Below are 19,401 nucleotides of genomic sequence, written 5' to 3' on the forward strand. Positions count from 1 at the left end.
CGTGGGTGGAGTCGGTGCGCTGCCGGCCGCGTTCCCGGACCAGGCCGACGGCCCGGATCTTCTCCAGCGCGAGGCCGAGCAGCTTGTCGGCCCGGTCCTCCTCGGCCAGGCGCTCGCGGAAGTCGGCCAGGACGCTGTGATGGAAGCCGGGGTCTTCCAGTTCCATGCCCAGGGCGTACTTGAAGTCGATGCGGTTGCGCACGGACTCGGCGGCCTGCCGGTCGGAAAGCTCCAGCAGGAACTGCAGAACCGACACGGTCGCCAACTGGGCCGGCGACAGGCCCGGCTTGCCGTCCCGCGGGTACCACTCCTCGAAGTCCTCGTCGGCCCACAGGCCGTTGAGGTGGTCACGGATGGCCATGGCCGTGGTGCCCCTGGGGTTGCACGCCCGGGCGACCCGCACGGTCAGCTCGGGGATCACGCAGCCGGTACGGGGGCGAATGCACATCTCAGACCTCCGGAGTCGCGGGCCCCAACCGTCCCACCCACGCAGATCACCGAGCCCATGGTTCCTGGCACGGCCACCACGAACGGGTGAACGCGATCGACACCCAGGTCACACAAGCACCAGCAGTCACGAACGAAGCGTTCGCCCAACGGTCACCAACTCGCAGGCGGCAGCCGACACAGGCTCGCCGACCTACCTGTGAAGCTCTGAACAGGGGAAACGGATCGCTTCATCAGCATGTCGATCACGCTGGACGACTCCGATTTTCAAGATCCCCGACAGCGTCAGGCACTGAGGACCGTTCGGCGGTATGGGTTACCGGTCGGCGGGTGACGCGCAAGCGGACCCCGTTGTGGTCGGCGCCGGTCCGGGTGGGCCGGTCGGGCAAGCACCAAGATCCTTTGATGTTGGCGACGGTGCAGCATGCGGCGGAGCCGGGCACGCTCGCACGGGTCGCGCTGAGCAGCTCAGCGCCTGCCCCCGAGGGCGTGAGCGACCCCGGCGGCATGGACGGATGGGAGGGCGAAGGCGGAGCGCTCGCACGGGATCATGGCGGAGAGCTCCCCCCGCCGGCAACCCGTGACGAGGTGTCCGCGCGGGCAGCTGACGTGGTGTCCGACCCCTCCGGGGCGGAGGTGTGGGAGGCAGAGGGCGGCACGGTGCCGGGCGTCGACAGCCCGGCCCCCGTCGCGGCGGCTGTGGCGGTTTTGCCGATCGACTGGGCGAAGCCTGCTGGGCGCGGTGACTGCGCGGCGGCAAACACGTGTGGCGGGTTCGGGGTGCTGCTGTGGGACCTGCCCGGCTGCGCTCCGCGCTGCGCCGAGTGCGCCGCACGGGTCATGGGGCACTCTCCGGCGGCACTGCGTGCGCTCACCCTGCCCGGAGACGTCGTGGAGGCGGAGGAGGGGGCCGAGGCGGCGGACATCGTCATCCGGCACACCCACGAAGACGGCACCACCGTTGAGGGCTCCGCCAAGGGCGACGGAGTGTGGGAGGCGTTGCGCCCGCTGGGCTGGACCTACCGGCGCAACCCGGGGATCTTCATCCGTGGCAGCCGCTACAAGGACGCCGACCGGTGGAAGATCAACCGGGCTGCGGACGCGGTGCGCGCACTCGGCCTGTCATGCGCCGTGGTGATCGAAGAGGGCATGTCATTTGCGGAGCGGGAGGCCGCCCGCGTCGATGCGGCCGAGCAGAGGGCAGACCGGTTCACGGACCGGGCCGGACGTGCGGCGGCATCGTCGCAGTCGGCGCGGGATGCCTCGGACCGGATCGGCGAACGGTTCTGGATGGGTCAGCCGATCCTTGTGGGCCACCATTCGGAAGGGCGCGCCCGCAGGGACCAGGAGCGCATGCACAACGCGATGCGCAAGAGCATCGCCGAGGGCGAGCGGGCCGGTTACTGGGCATCCCGTGCGGCGGCGGCGGACGCCTACGAGCGGTACCGGAAGAACCCGGGGCGCACGCTGCGCCGCATCGAGAAGCTGGAGGCGGAGCGGCGCGGCGTGCTGCGGGAGCGTGACGGCGTTGACGACAAGGGCCGTCCGGCTGATGTGTGGCGACGCAAGCCGTCCGAGGAGCGCTACCAGGAGCTGACGCGCCGTTTGGCCGAGTACGACGAAGAGCTGACGTACTGGGCGGAAACGATCAAGGAGGCGGAGCGGCGCGGCTTCAAGGTGTGGGGCAAGCCGGACTTTGTCCGTGGTGACTTCGCGCGGTGGCGGGGGTCCTGGTACGAGGTGACCCGGGTCAGCGCCAAGACGGTGACCGTGCCGCACATCCACGCCGCGTTTGACGGCGGCACCGTCGGTGCCGTCGGCGGCTGCCGCGTGGTCACCCGCGCGGCAACGGCTGAGACCCGGCACAAGGGCAGCACGTACACGCTCCCCTACAACGAGGTAAGCGGGCGCATGTCGGCCGAGCAGATGCGAGCCGCCCTGGCGGGCGAGGCGATCCCGGCCGACCCGCGCGACATCACCCCGGAGCCCGCCCCGACACCGGGTTCATTGCCGCCGTCGCCGCCGGCCTGACCGTCACCACGCCTGCCCCCACCGCCTGACCACCCCATGGCGGGGCGCCCACAGCGCCCAGCCACCTCCCAAGAGTTCTCAGAGGAAGCACAGCTATGCGACTGAGTAAGCGCCGAGCGACCACCCTGAACCGACGCGCGCGGTTTCTGCACCAGCACCGGAAGCAGCGGGGCACGTTGCCGTGCCTGGAGACCGGCGGGACCCAGGTCTACGCCTACTGGAGCCGCGGTGAAGGCCTGGTGGTGTCCGTCCATCTGGACACCGGAGAGGTGCCCGGCGACCTGATCAGCCCGGATGGAACGATCCCGATCCGGATCACGGTCAACGGTGAATGTGTCTTCAGCGCCGACTGATGCGGACGAAGCGTTGAACCCTTCCACGCAAGGGCGTATTATTAATTTTGCGGGTAAGCGGCAACTCATCCGCCACCAACCCAACTCGCAGCAGAGCCGGGCGCCCCAGGCGCCCGGCCCACCGAGCGGAGCCCCCATGTCCACGCACCTCCCCTCTCAGCCCACCAGCGATCGTCCGGATCCGGGCGCCGCCGTCACCGACCCAGGCACCGTCGAGGCGTGGGAGACGGACGGCGGAGCCGGCCCCGGGGTCGAGCCGACCGGCCACACCCCCGCGGCCCGTCCCGCCGCACCGTCCGCCGCCGAGGTCGCCGACCTGCCCACGAGGGCACGCACGCTGGTCGAGGCAGCGACGGCGAACGGGTGGGACGTCACCGTCACCTCTCAGGGCATCGTGGAAGATGCCCACGTACGCACGATCACCCTGACCGGTGCTTTCCCGACGCCGACCACGGTCGCTGAACTCACCGCCCGGTGCGTGTGGTACGGCTCCAGTTACTGGGGAGAGGTGTCCGAGCGCAACGGCCGGTACGCCGGCGGTTTCGGCGAATTCCTCGCATGGGTGCGTGACGCGCCCGCCATGTGCCGAGCGGGCAAGGAAGCGGGATGGATCCAGCCCGGCAGTCCACTGCCAGGTACAGAGCTGGAGACTGTGCCGCTGCCGCAGTGGTACGAAGGCGCGCCCCGCGAACGCATCCTCGTCCGCGACGCGCGCATGTACGCGCGCTACACGCAGACCATCCACCACGACGACACCGGCATCCCCGTGCGGGAGGCACCCGGATACGGTCGGCCTCACCTCAGCGGCGACGCGGTGCGCGCATTCCTCGGCGGATCGCTCGGATTCTGGCTGTCCAGCCAGGCCACCATCACGGACGACGAAACGATCATCTACCGCCAGACCAACGGGCACTCAGCGATCACATTCACGCCGGATCGCGACTCCGGCGTCATCATCACCCACCCGGAGCGGTACATCACGGCTGACGCGTACCGCATCACCGGACACGGCCGCCTTCCCCAGGTCTGGACGCAAGCAGCCGTCCATGAGGCAGTTTCCGAAGCCACACGCCCTGGCCCGATCGACTGGCCGGACGGCTGGGCACTGCTCATGCCGGACGAGTCCGTGAAGTTCGCCCCGCGAGGCTTCCCCTGGGAGTCCGCAGACGTGTACATCGCCACACCCACCGCCGCACCCCAGTCATGGGGGCCACGGTGCGGGACGTGCGGTTGGTACGAGACGGAGCACGACCCCGCGCGCGGGTGGGGCCGTTGCAGCAGCTTCCAGCCGCCGACCGACACCTGACGAACGCCTCCTGATGGCGCGCAGCGCGGACGCCGTAGCCATCGCTCCCCATCGGACACACAACCGCCCTGGAGCGGTCCGGACAACCGCGTCAGGACCGCTCCCCCACACCACCGCGAAAGGCGGCATGCCATGGCCGGAAAGCTCAGTAAGGAGCAGACCAAGCAGCACAACCGGGCGCGCGAACTGGTCGACACGGACCGGGACTTGACCGAGGAGGAGCGGCAATTCGTTCTCGACCACTTCCACGAGTCCGCGAACATGGGCCGCACCCTGGACGGCGCATTCTTCACTCCGGCCGAGCTCGCCGGCGAACTCCACCACGTGATCCCGGGTGACCGCATCATCGATCTGTGCGCGGGCATCGGACGCCTGGCCTGGCACGCCCGCGACTCCTGGAACCGGCACTGGGAGCGTCTGCCTCCGCGCGAGATCGTGTGTGTGGAGAAGGACCCGGAGTATGTGCGGGTCGGGCGGCGCATTCTGCCGGAGGCGACGTGGATCTGTGCTGACGTGCTCGACGTTCCGGGCCTGAATCTCGGTCCGTTCGACTGCGCGATCAGCAACCCGCCGTTCGGGCGGATCAAGCGCAGCGGCAACGCCCCCGGGTACCGAGGGCCGCTGTTCGAATTCCACGTGATCGCGGTCGCGGAGACGCTCGCCCGGCGGGGGGCGTTCATCATCCCGAGAGAGTCAGCCCCGTTCCGCATCGAGACCGGATTCGTCTCGCAGGACTCGCCCGCGTACGAGCGCTTCCACCGCGAGACCGGGATCAAGCTCCGCCCCAACCCCGGCATCCCCACAGACCTTTTCCGCGACCAGTGGCGCGACGCCTCACCGGCCGTAGAAATCGTGGTGCACAACCGCGACGAGGACGAGTTGGAGGCCCAGGCGGAGCAGGCCGCCCGCGCGGAGCAGGAAGCCACGGCCCGCCGCCCGCGCAAGCCGAAGGCCGAGCACGCCCGTGTGGCACCCAGGGCCGCGCAGCCGGCCGGGTTCGGCGACGGCGCCGGGGACACCTTGTTCTGAGAAGGGGATTGATCAACCTCCCATGAAGGTGTAATATTGATTTTGCAGGTGAGCGGCAACTCACCGGCCACCGACCGACCCACACGAGCAGACAGGGAGCCGCACATGGGCGCCTACGGACACGAGATCACCGCCGGAATGCTGGTCTTCGACCGGGAGGACTTCACCGCCTACCGGCCCGGCTTGGAGCCGGTCTGGCTGGTCGAGAAGGTGGCCGGACACGAGGAGCGCAGCCCGGGCGGCACCACCGTCTACAGCACGTACGCGCACGTGCGGAGCGCCGAGGTTCACGGCAAGAACACCACCCCGTCCAACTCCGGATGGACCGGCACCAAGCCGGTAGGACGACTGGTCGAGGCCGCCGACGAGGACGACCACACCAAGCCGGGTACCTTCCGCATGGACCGCGCCATGGTGGCCTTCCTGCGGGCCACCCGCTTCCGGGGGTCCACCTCCGACGACTACCCGACCGTGCGCGACCTGGTGAATGCCGCCCCCTACGACCGCCACGGGTTCCTGGTGGGCGCGCGGACGGTCACCCCGCACGGCCTGCGCTACGAGCTGGGCGCCCTGTCGGTGTGCCTCGGGAACCTGTTCTGCGACCTGGAGGCAGGCCGCATGACGGCCGGCGACCTGGAGGCGGGCGGTATCTCCGCGTCGCTGCTGGAGGCCACCCGCGAGGCCCTGCGCACCGCCGACTCGGCCGTCCGGGTCTGAACCGTCCCGCCGGGCGCCGAATCCGGCGCCCGGTCCCCTACCGGATGAGCCGCAACTCATCCGGCACCACTCGACACAGGAGGACGCATCATGACCACCATCCGCCGGAACTGGACCAAGCGCGTTGCGGAGATCCGCACGGCGGCCCGCACCTGCCGCGCCTACGACTCCGCAAGCGGCAACATGCTGCCGGTCGACCCGGCGCGCGCATTCGAGGCGTGGGAGAGCACGCCGCGCGCCCGGCTCACCGAGGACACCCCCGGGCAGAAGTGGACGGTCCACGTTCACTCCAACCGGTTCTACGAACTGACCGCCGAGGCCCCCGCCGCCCCTGCGGACGACGCGCCGGCCGCCGAGGTTCCCGCGGCTCCCACCGCCGCGCCCGGCTCTGGACGCGCGCACCAGGCCGCCGGACCGGCCAGCGCGCAGTACCGCAGCACGGCTCGCACGCTTGCCCGGCGCACGCGGGCATCCGGCGTGCCGGGCTGTGACCGCCTGCCCGGTCATCTGCCCGCCCTGGCGGTCGATCTCGTGGGAAAGACCGTCCGCGTGAAGCTCGCCCAGGGCTACAGCCACGAACAGATCCGGGACGAGTTCGAGCAGGAGCGGGCCGAAGCCGTGACCGCTGGAGACAGCGGGAGGGTTGCGGCCCTGGGGACGGTGCTCGAGGTGCACGCGGCCATGGTGGCCGAGGAGGACGCCACCCAGCCGCCCACCGGCCCCGCACCGGCCGAGCACGGCCACAGTTCCCCGCACGAGCAGCAGCCCGCCCGGCACCGCCCCAGCTCGCCGCGAGAAGAGCGAGTGAGCAGCGACAGCGTGCTGTCCCGCATCGATGCGGTTCTGTACAACGCGGCCGTCACCGATGATCCCGCCGTCACCGATGATCCCGCCGTCAGCGACGACGCCATGCGGTCGGTCCCCCTGGCCGATGCGGACGAGTTCATCCACGTCTACACCCGCGCCCGGGCCCTGGCAGACGGCGTTCTGGTCGCCGCCGATGCCGAGTTGGCCCGGGAGGCCGGCTTCCGGGTTCCGGTCGCCCTCACCAGCGCCGTTTGGAGCGGCTGCGTGGCCTGGAACGAGGGGGACAGTGAGCGGCAGGTGCCGCAGGACGAGCGCGGCCGCCTGTGGGACGTGCTGAACATGACCCGCCACGCGGTCCGGCGCAGCGGCGGGGGCGGCGGGCAGGTCACTGTCGACCTGCGGCGGGTGCCGCGTGACGGCCGCACCCGGCAGGCCCAACCAGTCCAGCTCGTCTGCGCGATCGGGCCCGGCGACCACGGCGAGCCCGTGATCACCATCATGCAGCCAGACGAGGACTGACCTCACCGCCCAGGGGGGCGGACAGCGCGCCGCCCCCCTCGGTCCTGACCGACCAAGCCGCCGCAGCCCCCGGGCCGAAGCATGGGCCGCCCACATAGGCCTGCCCGCCCGAAGAGCGCCCCTGACCAGCACGGTTCCCCCAGTACTCCCCCGAAGAAAGGTGTTGCCTCACGGCCCAAATGGCGTATAATTAATTTTGCGGGCAAGCGGCAACTTGCTCAACACCAACCGATCGCACGAGGAGCAATCCGTGAGCGACACCACAACGACCACACCGATGCAGCGGGTCACGCTGCAACTCGGCCAGATCCGCGTCAACGAGAACAACGTCCGCCAGGACCTCAACCTGGACGAGAAGTTCCGCAAGTCCGTCGCGGCCAACGGCGTGAAGGTCCCCGTCGTCGTCCTCCCTCTCGGCGAGGACACCTACGAGCTGAAGATGGGCCACCGGCGCTACTTCGCCGCCCGGGCCACCAAGGAGACCGAGGCGGAGCAGGACGCGATCGAGGTCCCCGCGTACGTGCTCGACCCCTCCCTGCGCGAAGCGGGCGAGGACTTCATCGACCAGCTCATCGAGAACGACGACAACTACCGTCGGGGCCTGACCGAGCTGGAGCAGGCCGACGCCCTGTTCGGCGCGGTCGGCGCGGGCATGAAGCAGGCCAGGGTCGCCGAGCTCACCGGCCGCTCCCGCAGGGACGTGTCCCAGGCGGTGAAGACCGCCAAGTCGGTAGGCGAGCGGACCCGTTCGGCACTCGCCGAAGCCGGTACCTACGACCTCGACCTCGAAGTCCTCGGAGTGTTGGGTGAGTTCGACGACGATCCCGCCGCCGTAGACCGGCTGCTGGACGCCCACGCCAAGGGCCGTTTCGAGTTCCAGGTGCAATGGGAGCGCGACGACCGCGAGGAGCAGCGCGCCCGCGCCGAGGTCCGCCCGCAGCTGACGGCGGCGGGGGTGCGGCTGGCCGAGGACGGCGACACGCTTCCGACCACCGCCGAGCCGCTCAGCGAGCTGGAAGGCCCGGACGGCGAGCCCATGACCACCGAGGCGCACGCCGAGTGCCCCGGCCACGTGGCGACCTGGGCCGAGAACCCCCGCGAGCCCGGCGAGGTCGACTACTTCTGCACCGACCCGGAGCGCTTCGACCACTACCCGCCCCAGGAGGACGCCCCCGAGACGGACGGCGACCAGGTCGAGGAGCAGCCGCAGGCGACGGGCGAGGCCAAGCCGTCGGAGCCGTCCCGCGAGTACGTCAAGGCGGGCAACAAGGCCTACCGCGCCGCCGAGAAGGCCCGGCAGACGTGGCTGAAGGACCTGATCGGCCGAAAGACCGCACCGAAGCCGCTCGCCGCATTCATCACCGGGCAGCTTCTTGCCTGCCCCAAGCCGGTGGCTCAGTGGGTGGGCGACGCGGGCCGCCGGGACCTGGTCAAGGAGCTGACCGGCTACGACCAGCCCGCCGAGCGCGCCGCCACGGCGACTCCGGCCAAGCTCACCCTGCTGAACTTCGCGGTGCTGGCCGCGACGTTCGAGAAGCGGATGGGCGAGGCCCGGACCTGGCGCACCGACAGCACCGCCCGCTCGGCCGTGTACGAGCTGCCGGAGATCCGCGAGGACGCCCGCACGTGGCTGTCGTTCCTCGCCGAGATCGGCTACCCGCTCTCCAGCGTCGAACAGGCCATCGTCGACGACGAGCCCTACCAGGAGGGCGAGCCGGACGCGGCCGACGGCCAGGCTGGCGAGGTCACCCCGGACGAGCCGGACGCCGTAAGCGTCGAGGACTCCGAGGACGCGTCCTGATCTGCTGCCCGGGCCGGACCTGACAGGTCCGGCCCGGGCCCCCTCCCCCTGCCCTCTCTGCGCGCCGCCCGCCCGGAAGGCCTCGCCATGCTCCGCTCCGCACTCCGCCTGAACGTCTCTTTGTTCGTCGCCCAGGCCGCCGTCAGCAACCACACGGGCCTGATCGCCCGGACCGGGCTCGCCATGCCGGCCGCGCCGTTCGGCTCCCCCGCCTGGCAGCTGCCCGCCCTTCTCTCCTACCTTCACCGCCTCCACCAGGACGAAGAGGACCCCTCCCCCGAACTGTGGCGCGCGCACACCGAGCGCCAGACGGGCCCGGTGCCCCGGCCGCACATCCGCTACCAGGCTGACGGCCTGCACGATGCGGACGCGGTGTGCGTGCTCGACATCCAGCTCGGCCCGCGCGACGAGGCCACCGGCTGGCCCGCCGCCGACGTCGCCGTCATCGAGCAGGAGGAAGGCTCCTGCCCCTTCGGACGCGTCACTCGCCGCCATGGCGTGGAAGCGATCGCCGCGTACACCGCCCAGGAGCTGACCGCCGAGCACTCGGCGCTGATGGACCGCGCCCGCCAGCACCAGGACGCCTACTTCGTGCCCCTCGCTGGACTGGCCCAGCGCGCCGCCGAGTGGGCCGACAAGGTTCGCGTCGCCGCGCACGCCGATGCCGTCCACGTCCAGGCCGACCGCGCCCGGGCCCGCATCACCCGCTGACCAGCTCCCTACATCCCGCGCCGACTGCCGCCTGTGGAGGCCTGCGCCATGTACGAGTTCGAGCCCGCCTCGCCGACCTACGCCATCTCCGACACCATCGTCGAACACCACCCGCGCGGACGTGACCGCACCCGCGCCGACCTGCCCGGCGGCTACCGGCTGACCCTGCGCACCCGCGAGCGGCACGGCCAGCTTGAGGCCGCTCTGGCCGCGCCGTCGCCCAGCGGCCCCGCCCGGATCTGCACCGCGCGCATCGGCGCGCACACCCCGACGCCTGTCACGTCGCGCATCCTCGACGCCGCCTTCACCGTGGCGTGCCACGGCCAGACCGGCGAGCCCCTCCCCCACTGACCCATCGGCCGGTTCCGGGGCGGCAACCCCGGAACCGGCCCCCTCACCAACTCGAAGGGCACTCACGTGAACGCCGTACTCACCGCCCCAGCCCCCCTCGTGCTGACGCCGACGGTGGACGCTGAGACGTGCACGTGCACGCCCGCCGTCCGCTACGCCTGCGGCCACTGCTACCACGACCAGTGCCTGGACTGCGGGTTCTGCACGATCGGCAGTTGCGTCTGCCGCTGCGAATACGGTCTCGGCTTCCACCCGAGCGACTCGCCGGCCGAGGGACCGACGTTCTGGATCGGCGGGCACCACGCCAAGTGGCTCTCCACCTGGGGCGTGCCCATGTGCGTCTCGCGATCGACACTGACCGAACGCGCGACGCTGCCGCGCGCCGCAGACGCCTGGGTGTGCGACTCGGGCGCCTTCTCCGAACTCGGCGACCACGGCGGCTGGACGGTCAGTCCGTACGCCTACGTCCGGGAGCTGCACCGGTATCGCGACGAGATCGGCCTTCTGGTCTGGGCCGGCCCGCAGGACTGGATGTGCGAGCCCGACATGATCGCCAAGACGGGCCTGTCGGTGAGGGAGCACATCGACCGCACCGTGGGCAATTTCGTCGACCTGATGGCCGAGGAACCCGGTGTCGACATCATCCCGACCGTGCAGGGATGGCGGCCGGCCGACTACGAGGCCTGCTTGGACCTGTACGACAAGCGCGGCATACGGCTGGCGGACTATCCGCTGGTCGGGGTCGGCTCCGTATGCCGCCGCAAGTCGGTCAAGGACGTTCAGGCCGTCCTCGCCACGGTGGCCGCCGCCGGGCTGCGCCTGCACGGCTTCGGGCTGAAGACCCAGGCGCTCGAGACGTGCGCCGAGTACCTGGCCTCCGCCGACTCCCTCGCGTGGTCGCGCGACGCCCGCTGGAACGCCCCGCTGCCCCAGTGCGAGGGCAAGCACAAGAGCTGCTCCAACTGCGTGCACTGGGCGATGCGCTGGCGCGAACGCGTCCTGGACGTGCTGCACGCCCCCCGTCAGCTGATGCTCCCCACCACGACCTGACCCAACGCCCGCCTGCGCCGGTCCCGGGGCGGCAACCCCGGACCGGCCTTCGTTCACCAACTCACCGACCCCGAGGGGAACACCCTGATGTCTGCGTACGAGCAACCCCCGCTCGATCTCGGCACCGTCTGCCAGCGGTGGAAGAACCGCCGGCACAGCTGGAGGCCGACTAGCGAGGGCGGATTCGACTCCACCCGCTACCGCGTCCGCGAGATGCCGAACCATCTGGTCCACACAGCGAAGGCCTTCGCACGCGCCCACCACTACAGCGGCTCGTGGCCCGCCGTCCGCTTCGTCTACGGCCTCATCGACACCGCCGCGTCCCCGGAGAACCGCCTGGTGGGAGTGCTCACCCTGGGCATCCCGACCCAGGTCGCCGTGCTCACTTCGGTGTTCGGCCGGCTCACCCCGTACGAGGAGAGCTTAGAGCTGAACCGGCTGGTGCTGCTCGACGAGGTACCGGCGAACGCGGAGACGTGGGCGCAGGCGTGCGCCTTCCGCCTGGCGGCCGCCCGAGGCGTGCGCGGGGTCGTCGCGCACAGCGACCCCGAGCCCAGGACGCGCCTCACCGCCCACGGCCCCGAGCTGGTCTTTCCCGGTCACTACGGGACGATCTACCAGGCCAAGGGGATGGACTACCTGGGCAAGACGCATCCGCGGCGCCTGACCATGCTGCCCGACGGGTCGGTTCTGCACGACCGCGCGATGTCCAAGGTCCGTAACGGCGAGCGTGGCCGCGGCGGAGTCGAGCGGCGCCTGGTCGCCCTCGGCGCTCGCCACCGTGACGAGGGCGAGCCCGGCCGGGAGTGGCTGGAGGAGGCCCTGCAGGCCGTCGGCGCGCGGGTCGTATCCCACGGGGGCAACCACAAGTACGCGGCCTACATCGGGCCGCGCACCGGGCGCCGGCTCACCGCCACCTCCTACCCGTACCCGAAGGCCGACCAAGGAGGTGCGGTCGCATGAACGCCGCATCCCGCACCGGCGGCGAGGATGTCGAGCTGGTCATCAACTGGGGCCTGGGCGTCGACTCGACCGCGTACTTGGTGAAGGTGCTGGAGGACCCGTCCGCCCACGGAGTCGATCTGGCCCGCACCATGGTGCTGCACGAACTCACCGGGGACGAGTGGCCGGCCACCCGCGCCCACGCCGCTCAGTACGTGCTGCCGCTGCTGCGCGAGCACCGGGTCCGGCTCGTTCAAGTCGCTCGGGCCAGCCGCTCGTTGGAGATCGCGGTCGTGGACGACTCCCGCCAGCCCCAGCGGATCATCGAGCGCGGGCCCTGGGCGCTGTGGGACGAGTACGAGTCCAACGGCACCGTTCCCCAGCAGGGCGGTATTCGGCTCTGCAGCTTGCATGCCAAGGGCGAGGTCGGCGACGCACTGATCGCCCAGGAGATCGGCGACCGGCCGTTTAGGCAAGTGATGGGGTTTAACGCCGACGAGGTCAGCCGCAGCCGCCGGGACGAGGCCGCAAGCAAGAACCCGCTGCGCCAGGGTGTGTATCCGTTGATCGCCTGGGGGTGGGGGCGCGAGCGGTGCGAAGCGTTCCTGTACGAGCGGTTCGGGGTGCGGTGGGAGAAGAGTTACTGCAGCTTCTGTTGTTTCCCGGTGTCGATGGGGGCCATGGACGCGCACCTGGACCGGATGCGCGCCCATCCGGACATCGCCGGACGGGTTCTGCGCCTGGAGTACACCTCGGTCAGCCTCAACCCGCAGGCGAGGCTGTTCGGCCGGCGCAGTCTGCTGGAGCAGTTCGACCCTGGCCGGGCCGCCGACCGGCCCGTGCTCGCCGCGTTCGAGGAGGAGCTCGCCTGCCCGTGGGCGCTGTACCACGTGCGGCGGATCCTGCCGGTTTCGAAGGCGGACCCGACTCGGCGCGGGCGGGCGATGCGCTCGGTGGAGCGGGTCGACGTGGGTCGGGCATCCGCTCTTGGCCGGAGGCTGCAGAGCGTCTCGGAGCGGCGCGGCGTCCCGGTCGAGGTCGACGAGCGCTATGGGCGGGTGCGGGCGTGGGTCCAACGGCGCGGACCGGCTCTTCCGACCGTGGAAGAGCTGATGGTCACCGCCCCGTTCCAGGTCCGGGACAAGAAGGCGCCGCACTTCGAACGGGAGTGGGCCGCGCATCGCCGCGTCAGGCCGTGACGTGCTCTGGGTGTCGGCGAGATTGACAGCCACCCACCAAGGGCGTCATATTGATTACGCGAAGATAGCGGCAAAAGCGGTGGGCGGCGGAAGGCACCCTCTCACGAGGGTGTCGGCCCAGGGCGGCAACCCCGACCGAACGTCCCGCCGACCACCTTCACCAACTCGACTCGCCCGCCGGCGCGTGAGCGCCGGAGGAACAAAGAGGAGCAGGCCCTCAGTATAGGGCCGCAATCCGAACCGGAGAGTGCAATGTCCAAGGCCCTGAACCCGCAGCGTCGCGTCGTCGGCGACCGCGCCGTGGTCAACCGCGACTGGATCCGCGAGTTCACCGGCGCCAGCGTCGGCACCGCGGCCCGTTGGTACAAGGTGCGCCTCGAGCAGCCGGAAGAGCACCGTCACCCGGAGAAGGAGCGCATCGACGGGACCGACTTCTACGACGAGCAGCAGTTCCGCGACTTCCACACCTGGTTCCAGCAGGAGAAGGCGAGCAGGGTCCTCAAGGCCGATCCTGAGCTGTACCAGGCCGACCCTGAGGATGTCGTCTCCATCAACACGGCCGCCAAGTGGCTGGGCTTCAACGGGGCCTCGGCCATCCGTAAGTATCTGAAGGACAACCCCGACTACTTCCCGAAGCCACTCGCTGAGCCGGTCGAGGGCCCGACCGGCCGCATGATCCCCGGTTTCCGCGTCGGCGACCTGCAGGACTTCGACCGCAAGCGCACCGGGGACAAGCTCGGCAAGGCCGGCCGCCGCCCTGGGCCCCAGGCTGGCGCGGCCGTCGGTCGGCCCTCCGCCCTCGAGGAGGCTCTCGCGGCCAAGCTGAGCGCCCACGCCGGCGGTGAGCCGCTCACAGCCACGCAGCTGGCCGAACAGTACGCCATCGAGGCGATCGAGCGCGACGGCTACCGCCCGGGGCTGGCCGCGGAGCTCAGCGTGCAGTACGGGGGACCGCAGAGGTCCTGGGAGTACGTCGTGCGCAACGCCCTCGAGCACCGGCCCGCGGCCGCGCCGGCCCGCTCGGAAGCCGACCGGCGGGCGGCCGTCGCCCTGGCCGCCCTGCGAGAGCGCGGCGACATCCGTGGACTCGCCGCGTCCCTCGCCCGCGAGCACGGCGGCAGCCCCGACGTCTGGTCGCGCGCGGTGAGCGCGGCACGAAAGATCGCCGACTCGACCACTGATCACCCCACGCCGAAGGATGAGTCCCGATGACCAGCTACCAACTCCGCGACACCACCACCCGCCAGCTCCTCGTCCGCGACCTGGCTGACTATGCCGCGGCCGAGGCCGCCCTGGACCGCCTCGACGACGAACTGGAACACGACCTTGCAGCTAACGGCGAAGGCGCCGGCCGCATCCGGCTGCGCCTGGACGTCGAGCGGGTCACCGACGGCGTAACCGAGGCCGTCGGCCACCACGTCCTGCTGCTCGGCGTAGACGACGCGCCTGACCTGCTTCCCGCTGAGTGATCGCCGCGCGCTAGAACGCGTTCCACCGACCACCGACCACCGGCAAGCGCCGCCTCGCGAGGCCGCGAAACGCCTGACTGTGGCCCCCGGTCCACCGGGGGCCACAGCTGTGAGCAGGGTTGCCAAGACGTTCAGCATGAGGTCCCGCAGGTGTGGGTGCATCAGGAAGGATGCTGCTCAAGGGACACGGAAAGAAGCAGCGCGCCCGAAAGAAGGCGCAGCGCACCGGGGCGCCGTACGCCGCGGCGGCGGCCGGCACGGTGCACCATCACACCGAGCCGGACGTCGACTTCATCGACGGCATCCTGCCGTATGTGGACGGCTGGGAGAGCGATTGATCAATACACCTAGCCGCGCGTGTTCTTGTGCCGGACGGTAGTGCCCCACTGCTGCTGCACGGGATCCATGCACCACTGGCAGAGCGGGGATCCACCGTTGCCGTACCGCCAGGTCTTCCGCTGACAGGAGCTGCAGGGGCCGATCTTGTCGCCGGGGCAGATGAGGGCGGAAGGGGCCGGCTCGGAGATCGGCGGGGGTGGGGTGCTCATGGCGGGTTGCTTGTCCGGGCGGCCGCCCCCGGTCGCCCGCTCGCCAGGGTAACTGGCCTGCACGCACGCGCGTTCGAGCCGCGCGGACCGAGGTGACCGCCCTTCCTCCCGGCCGCGATCACCGGCCCTGGTCCTGCGCGTCGCCGGGGGGTGACACCGACCGTGGCCGGTGGTGCATCCCTTAATTGACTGAGGGGTCTGCGGGGCGCCAGTCCGGGTTGTCGACGGTCCGGGCGATCTGCCACGTCTCCTCTCCCCGACGGCACGTGAAGAGGAGGCGCAGCGGGTGCCCCTCGTACTCCCGCTGCCAGGAGTCATAGGTCCTGCCCTCCATCCACACCCCCGGCATCGTCCGGTCGAGGACGAGGGGCCGGCCGCGGCCTACGCGGAGGTCGGTGAAGGTCACCTCACGGCCATGCTCGTCGGCGTCGTCGATCCTGGGCCGGAGGCGGAACGGGCCCCAGACATGGGCAGCGATCTGTTCCGGGGTAGGCCCGTTGGGGTTGGTGTACCCGAGCCGCTGCTGGGTCGGGGTGTGGTGGTAGTCGTCGTCCCCGATCCGGACGGCCACCGAGTCCAGGTGGCCCAAGGCGTCGGGGCCGGCGAGGTGCACGAGGAGCTTGGCCGCCCGGTCGCCCTCCTTGGTGAGCGTGAACTCGAACTGCGGGGTGAGTTCGGCGAGCCACCGGTCCCGCTCGATCCGGGCCACGATCTCGGCTGTCCGCCTTGTTTCCTCGGCCGTGTCGCTCGCCCGCCCGGTTGCCTCCCACGCCGCAGCGGCGGCCGCGACGCTGAGGAAGGCGGCGATGACGCTGGCTCGATCGTTCCCGAGCTGGTCCAGGGCGGTGAGGACCACAAGGCCGCTCACCGTGGCGAGGAGCGCCAGGACGAGCAGCAGGCGACGGCGTCGGCGGCGCCGATCTATGTCTGTCATGGGGGGAGGCTAGGTGTATTGATCACGAGCCGACGATCAACTGATCGAGCTGCGCGAGGGCGGCTGCCTTCTGCTCCACCACCACCTGGCGCGCGAAGTGCAGCATCTGCAGCCGCGAGGAATGCTGCTCGGTCACAAGTTCGATTCTAGATGCAGGGGCAGCGAGACAGCGGATCGGGGGCAGCCGCTGTCCCGCTGCTCCCGCCGGTGCCCGAGGAGCCGCGGGTTATCTGGCCAGATAGACCACGCCACCGTGGGAGCGCGGGTGCAGTCCGCCACGTCACGGGCAGCGGTCTCGGATCTCCCGCGCCCACTGCCGCAGCGGGTCGCCCAGGACGAGGTTGTCGCCGCGGTCGACGGTCTGGAGCAGCATGGCGCACACGGTCGCCTCGGCGGCGAGTGCCTCCGGGCCGCCGAGGGTGGGGAAGGTCGCGCGGACGCGGGCGGCGGTGGCCGGGCAGCGCAGGGAGTAGGCGTAGAGCATCGCAGCGTCGAACCCGACTGGCGCGGCGCCCCAGCCTTCCCAGTCGAGGATGCGCAGCGGGTTGGTGAGGTTGGCCCAGTGCAGGTCTGCGTGGGCCGTGCTCCAGTAGGGCGCCTGCGGGGCCGGGACGCCCACGAACTGGGGGATGGCCCGCTGCATGTACTGGGTGCGGACGGCGGTGCGGTCGGTGGCGGCCGCCGCGAGCTTCTGGAGCGTCTGCGCGAGGTCCGTCCACCACTGGCCGGGCAGGTCGAGGTCCTGGTGGAGGATCGGGTCGCTGGAGAGGACCGGTTCGCCGACGCGGATCGACAGCTCTGCCCGGTAGGCGATGCCGTCCTCGGTCACGTCGTGCAGGCCGATCAGCGCCGGGCGGCGCCCGTCGAGGCCGCCCAGCGTGTGCTGGGCGGACCATGCGCCCTCCCACAGCTTCCCGGAGGCCTTGTCCTCCGGCACGGCCGCCAGGCGTAGCCATGCGGGTACGCCGGCGGCGGTGCGGGCCGGGGCACCCAGGGTGCGCCCGGCCCATCCCCAGAACTCGCCGCCCTCTTCGACCGTCGCGGTCAGGGCCTTGGCCGCGCGGTGGTGGTGGGCGCGCATGCGCTGCTCTACGGCCGGGTCAGGCGGAGGCGAGTACACCAGTGATCTCCCGTAGTCGGGCGATGTCCAAGGGGGGCTCGGCGAGCGCGTCGGCCGCCTGCTGCCAGTGTGACGCACTGGAGGCGGACACGAGGACGTTCGTCACCCCTGGGCATGACGCCACGGCCAGCAGGCAGGCCTGAGCGGGTGTCAGGCCCGGGCGGATGAGGTCGACCAGCTCCTTGCCGACCATCTCCACCAGCTCGCCGCCGTGCAGCGGTGCGGACGCCATCACACGCAGCCCGGTGCTGGCCGCGTCCCGTAGCGGGCCGCGCCCGTCCAGCGCCTGCTCGATGGGCGTCAGGCTGACCAGGCTCACCGGCAGTTGCACGGCCGTCAGGTGGTGCCGGGCGCCGCCGGCCGCCTCGGTGGCCAGGGCCGCCAGCAGCGGCACCGAGAACGCCCCGTCCGCGAAGCCGTTCCATGTGGCCACCCCGTATCCGCCGACGCGTCCGGCCGCCACCTCCTCCTCCAGCACGGCGAAGGCTTCCCGCAGCGTGCGGTACAGCGCGGCCCGGTCGCCCCGGTAGGCGCGCTCGGGGTTGTGCAGCAGGACCAGGTCGAGGCGGGGACGGCGCAGTTCGAGCCGGTTGCGCGCGACCTGCCAGCGCACGTAGTCGGGCGCGAGGCTGTGGCCGGTCACCGCCTCGTCGGCGGTCAGCACTCCGGCGACGGTGGCGGCGCCGCCGGTCGCCGCGGTGAAGTAGCCGACCTTGGTGGACACCCGGACGTGCGGGTGGGCCGTCAGCACACCGGCCAGCGCGAACTGTGCCCGGCCGGTGCCGTAGTTGGGGGCGGTGTCGATCCACTGGGCACCGGAGGCGGCCGCGTACGCGGCCGCCTCGGCGATGTCCCGGCACCGGTAGGTCCCGAGGGCGATCCGTGCCGTCACAGCAGGTTCCCCACGACGGCGGCCTGACCGGTGACGAGTTCCTGGACGAGCCCGGCGACGGCCGCCACGTCCAGGTCGGCGGCGGCCGCGAGGGTGGCCAGGGCGACAGTCTGGCCGTCGACCAGCGGCCGCAGCACCGGCTCGGCGGCCGGGGCGAACTCGTACGCGTTGTCGGCGGCCGCCAGCGTCACCGCGTCGTCGGAGACCTCCAGCACCGCTCGGGCGGTCGTCAGCCGCACCCGCAGGTCGCCGTCGGCGGGGACGGGGCCGACGTACGGCAGGCTCGGCACCATCCGGCCGGGGGCCCGGCCGTCCATGGCCTTGGTGTAGCGGCTGATCAGGTGCGGGTCGGCGAGCCGTTCGGCCAACAGCTTGCGCAGGCCGTGCAGGGCTTCCGCCTGCTCGGCAGGGGCGGCGAGGCGGGGCAGGTCGCGGCGCCATTCCTCGTGGTCGAGGAGCTGCTCGCACGCCCACGCGACCAGGTCGGTGGCCGTGTGGGTCTGGAGCCCGCAGGTGACGTGCAAGGAGCGGGCGCCCTGGTCTGCGGTGACCGCGTGCCAGATGCCGCGCGGCACGTAGAGGACGTCGCCCGCGTGCAGCACCAGGTCGGCGACGGGTCCCTCGGGCGGCTCGGCGGGTTGGGCGGTGTCGCGGTAGAGGGGGTACGGGCGGGTGGTGCCGTACAGGCGCCAGTGCTTGCTGCCGTCGAGCTGGACGACGATGGTGTCGTGGTCGTCCCAGTGGACGCCGAAGCCCTCGGTGCTCGTCCAGGAGGCGTACAGGTTGGCTTGGATGCGGGTCCGCAGGACGCGTTCGATGTCCTCGGCGAGGCGGGCGAGCGGGCGGTGCATCTCGTCCACGGAGTCCAGGACGAGGGAGGCGCCGTCGGCGAGGCGGGCGTGCAGGTCGGCGGGTCGCAGCCGACGCCACACCGTGTGCCGGCGAGTGGTGACCGGCTCGGTGTAGTCGCCGACGTGCAGGGGCGGACCGCCCTGGTGCAGCCGCATCCGGGGCGGCTCCAGCCGCTGCGTGGCGAGCAGCTTGTTGAGGTCGTCCCAGGTCATCAGCCCGGCAACGTCCACGGCGGCGGGGAAGTGGCGGTAGTCGCGGTGCAGTGCCTGGGCGAGGAAGTCCTCGCCCAGGCACTCCGCGATCGACGTCGTCGTCATCGCGTG

The 19,401-nt window shown here is 71.2% G+C and carries 20 protein-coding genes; 15 read left to right on the forward strand and 5 right to left on the reverse strand.

What is annotated here, in order from left to right:
- The coding region (locus ACH4C6_RS32150) for a transposase (protein ID WP_398112186.1) at nt 1–448 on the reverse strand (448 nt) is incomplete at its 3' end.
- Nucleotides 449–852: 404 nt separating this feature from the next.
- On the opposite strand from ACH4C6_RS32150, the gene ACH4C6_RS32155 reads away from it, so the two are divergent.
- The 15 genes from ACH4C6_RS32155 (at nt 853) to ACH4C6_RS32225 (ending at nt 15,070) form a co-directional block, all read left to right on the forward strand.
- Complete coding sequence (locus ACH4C6_RS32155) at nt 853–2,478, forward strand: DUF3560 domain-containing protein (protein WP_398112187.1); 1,626 nt, start codon at nt 853–855, stop codon at nt 2,476–2,478.
- 95 nt (nt 2,479–2,573) lie between these two features.
- Nucleotides 2,574–2,831: a hypothetical protein gene (locus ACH4C6_RS32160; protein ID WP_376329959.1), complete on the forward strand. Its 258-nt coding sequence runs from the start codon at nt 2,574–2,576 to the stop codon at nt 2,829–2,831.
- A 13-nt stretch (nt 2,832–2,844) separates the two neighbouring features.
- Nucleotides 2,845–4,137: a hypothetical protein gene (locus tag ACH4C6_RS32165; RefSeq protein WP_398112188.1), complete on the forward strand. Its 1,293-nt coding sequence runs from the start codon at nt 2,845–2,847 to the stop codon at nt 4,135–4,137.
- Nucleotides 4,138–4,269: 132 nt separating this feature from the next.
- Nucleotides 4,270–5,166, forward strand: coding sequence for a methyltransferase (locus tag ACH4C6_RS32170; protein ID WP_398112189.1), 897 nt, complete (start codon nt 4,270–4,272; stop codon nt 5,164–5,166).
- A gap of 105 nt (nt 5,167–5,271) precedes the next feature.
- Nucleotides 5,272–5,883 carry a hypothetical protein gene (locus tag ACH4C6_RS32175; protein ID WP_398112190.1) on the forward strand — a complete coding sequence of 204 codons (612 nt, stop codon included), beginning with the start codon at nt 5,272–5,274 and terminating at the stop codon, nt 5,881–5,883.
- A 90-nt stretch (nt 5,884–5,973) separates the two neighbouring features.
- Nucleotides 5,974–7,209, forward strand: coding sequence for a DUF6573 family protein (locus ACH4C6_RS32180; RefSeq protein WP_398112191.1), 1,236 nt, complete (start codon nt 5,974–5,976; stop codon nt 7,207–7,209).
- Between the two features lie 250 nt (nt 7,210–7,459).
- Nucleotides 7,460–9,010, forward strand: coding sequence for a ParB/RepB/Spo0J family partition protein (locus ACH4C6_RS32185; protein WP_398112192.1), 1,551 nt, complete (start codon nt 7,460–7,462; stop codon nt 9,008–9,010).
- An 87-nt stretch (nt 9,011–9,097) separates the two neighbouring features.
- Nucleotides 9,098–9,721 (forward strand): hypothetical protein, encoded by a 624-nt coding sequence (locus ACH4C6_RS32190; protein WP_398112194.1) that lies wholly within the window; start codon nt 9,098–9,100, stop codon nt 9,719–9,721.
- A gap of 48 nt (nt 9,722–9,769) precedes the next feature.
- Nucleotides 9,770–10,072: a hypothetical protein gene (locus ACH4C6_RS32195; protein WP_398112195.1), complete on the forward strand. Its 303-nt coding sequence runs from the start codon at nt 9,770–9,772 to the stop codon at nt 10,070–10,072.
- 66 nt (nt 10,073–10,138) lie between these two features.
- Entirely contained in the window at nt 10,139–11,122 is a 984-nt protein-coding gene (locus ACH4C6_RS32200) for a hypothetical protein (RefSeq protein WP_398112196.1), read from the forward strand.
- Nucleotides 11,123–11,209: 87 nt separating this feature from the next.
- Complete coding sequence (locus ACH4C6_RS32205; RefSeq protein ID WP_398112197.1) at nt 11,210–12,085, forward strand: hypothetical protein; 876 nt, start codon at nt 11,210–11,212, stop codon at nt 12,083–12,085.
- Complete coding sequence (locus ACH4C6_RS32210) at nt 12,082–13,263, forward strand: hypothetical protein (protein WP_398112198.1); 1,182 nt, start codon at nt 12,082–12,084, stop codon at nt 13,261–13,263. The genes ACH4C6_RS32205 and ACH4C6_RS32210 overlap by 4 nt, the downstream gene beginning before the upstream one ends.
- A 252-nt stretch (nt 13,264–13,515) precedes the next feature.
- A complete protein-coding gene (locus ACH4C6_RS32215; protein WP_398112199.1) occupies nt 13,516–14,475 on the forward strand; it encodes a hypothetical protein in 960 nt (319 codons plus the stop codon).
- Complete coding sequence (locus ACH4C6_RS32220; protein ID WP_376329936.1) at nt 14,472–14,732, forward strand: hypothetical protein; 261 nt, start codon at nt 14,472–14,474, stop codon at nt 14,730–14,732. Before ACH4C6_RS32215 ends, ACH4C6_RS32220 begins: the two co-directional genes overlap by 4 nt.
- A gap of 170 nt (nt 14,733–14,902) precedes the next feature.
- Entirely contained in the window at nt 14,903–15,070 is a 168-nt protein-coding gene (locus ACH4C6_RS32225) for a hypothetical protein (RefSeq protein WP_398112200.1), read from the forward strand.
- A 391-nt stretch (nt 15,071–15,461) separates the two neighbouring features.
- Here ACH4C6_RS32225 and ACH4C6_RS32230 read toward each other — a convergent pair whose 3' ends face one another.
- The 4 genes from ACH4C6_RS32230 to ACH4C6_RS32245 all read right to left on the reverse strand — a co-directional run bounded on the left by ACH4C6_RS32230 (nt 15,462) and on the right by ACH4C6_RS32245 (nt 19,395).
- Nucleotides 15,462–16,214, reverse strand: coding sequence for a hypothetical protein (locus ACH4C6_RS32230; protein WP_398112201.1), 753 nt, complete (start codon nt 16,212–16,214; stop codon nt 15,462–15,464).
- Nucleotides 16,215–16,494: 280 nt separating this feature from the next.
- Nucleotides 16,495–17,295 carry a hypothetical protein gene (locus tag ACH4C6_RS32235; protein WP_398112202.1) on the reverse strand — a complete coding sequence of 267 codons (801 nt, stop codon included), beginning with the start codon at nt 17,293–17,295 and terminating at the stop codon, nt 16,495–16,497.
- A gap of 19 nt (nt 17,296–17,314) precedes the next feature.
- Nucleotides 17,315–18,226 carry an aldo/keto reductase gene (locus ACH4C6_RS32240; RefSeq protein ID WP_398112204.1) on the reverse strand — a complete coding sequence of 304 codons (912 nt, stop codon included), beginning with the start codon at nt 18,224–18,226 and terminating at the stop codon, nt 17,315–17,317.
- Nucleotides 18,223–19,395 (reverse strand): cupin domain-containing protein, encoded by a 1,173-nt coding sequence (locus tag ACH4C6_RS32245; RefSeq protein ID WP_398112205.1) that lies wholly within the window; start codon nt 19,393–19,395, stop codon nt 18,223–18,225. Before ACH4C6_RS32245 ends, ACH4C6_RS32240 begins: the two co-directional genes overlap by 4 nt.
- Nucleotides 19,396–19,401 lie beyond the last annotated feature (6 nt).

The sequence above is a fragment of the Streptomyces sp. NPDC017943 genome (genome assembly GCF_044328425.1).
Classification (GTDB): Bacteria; Actinomycetota; Actinomycetes; order Streptomycetales; family Streptomycetaceae; genus Streptomyces; species Streptomyces djakartensis_A.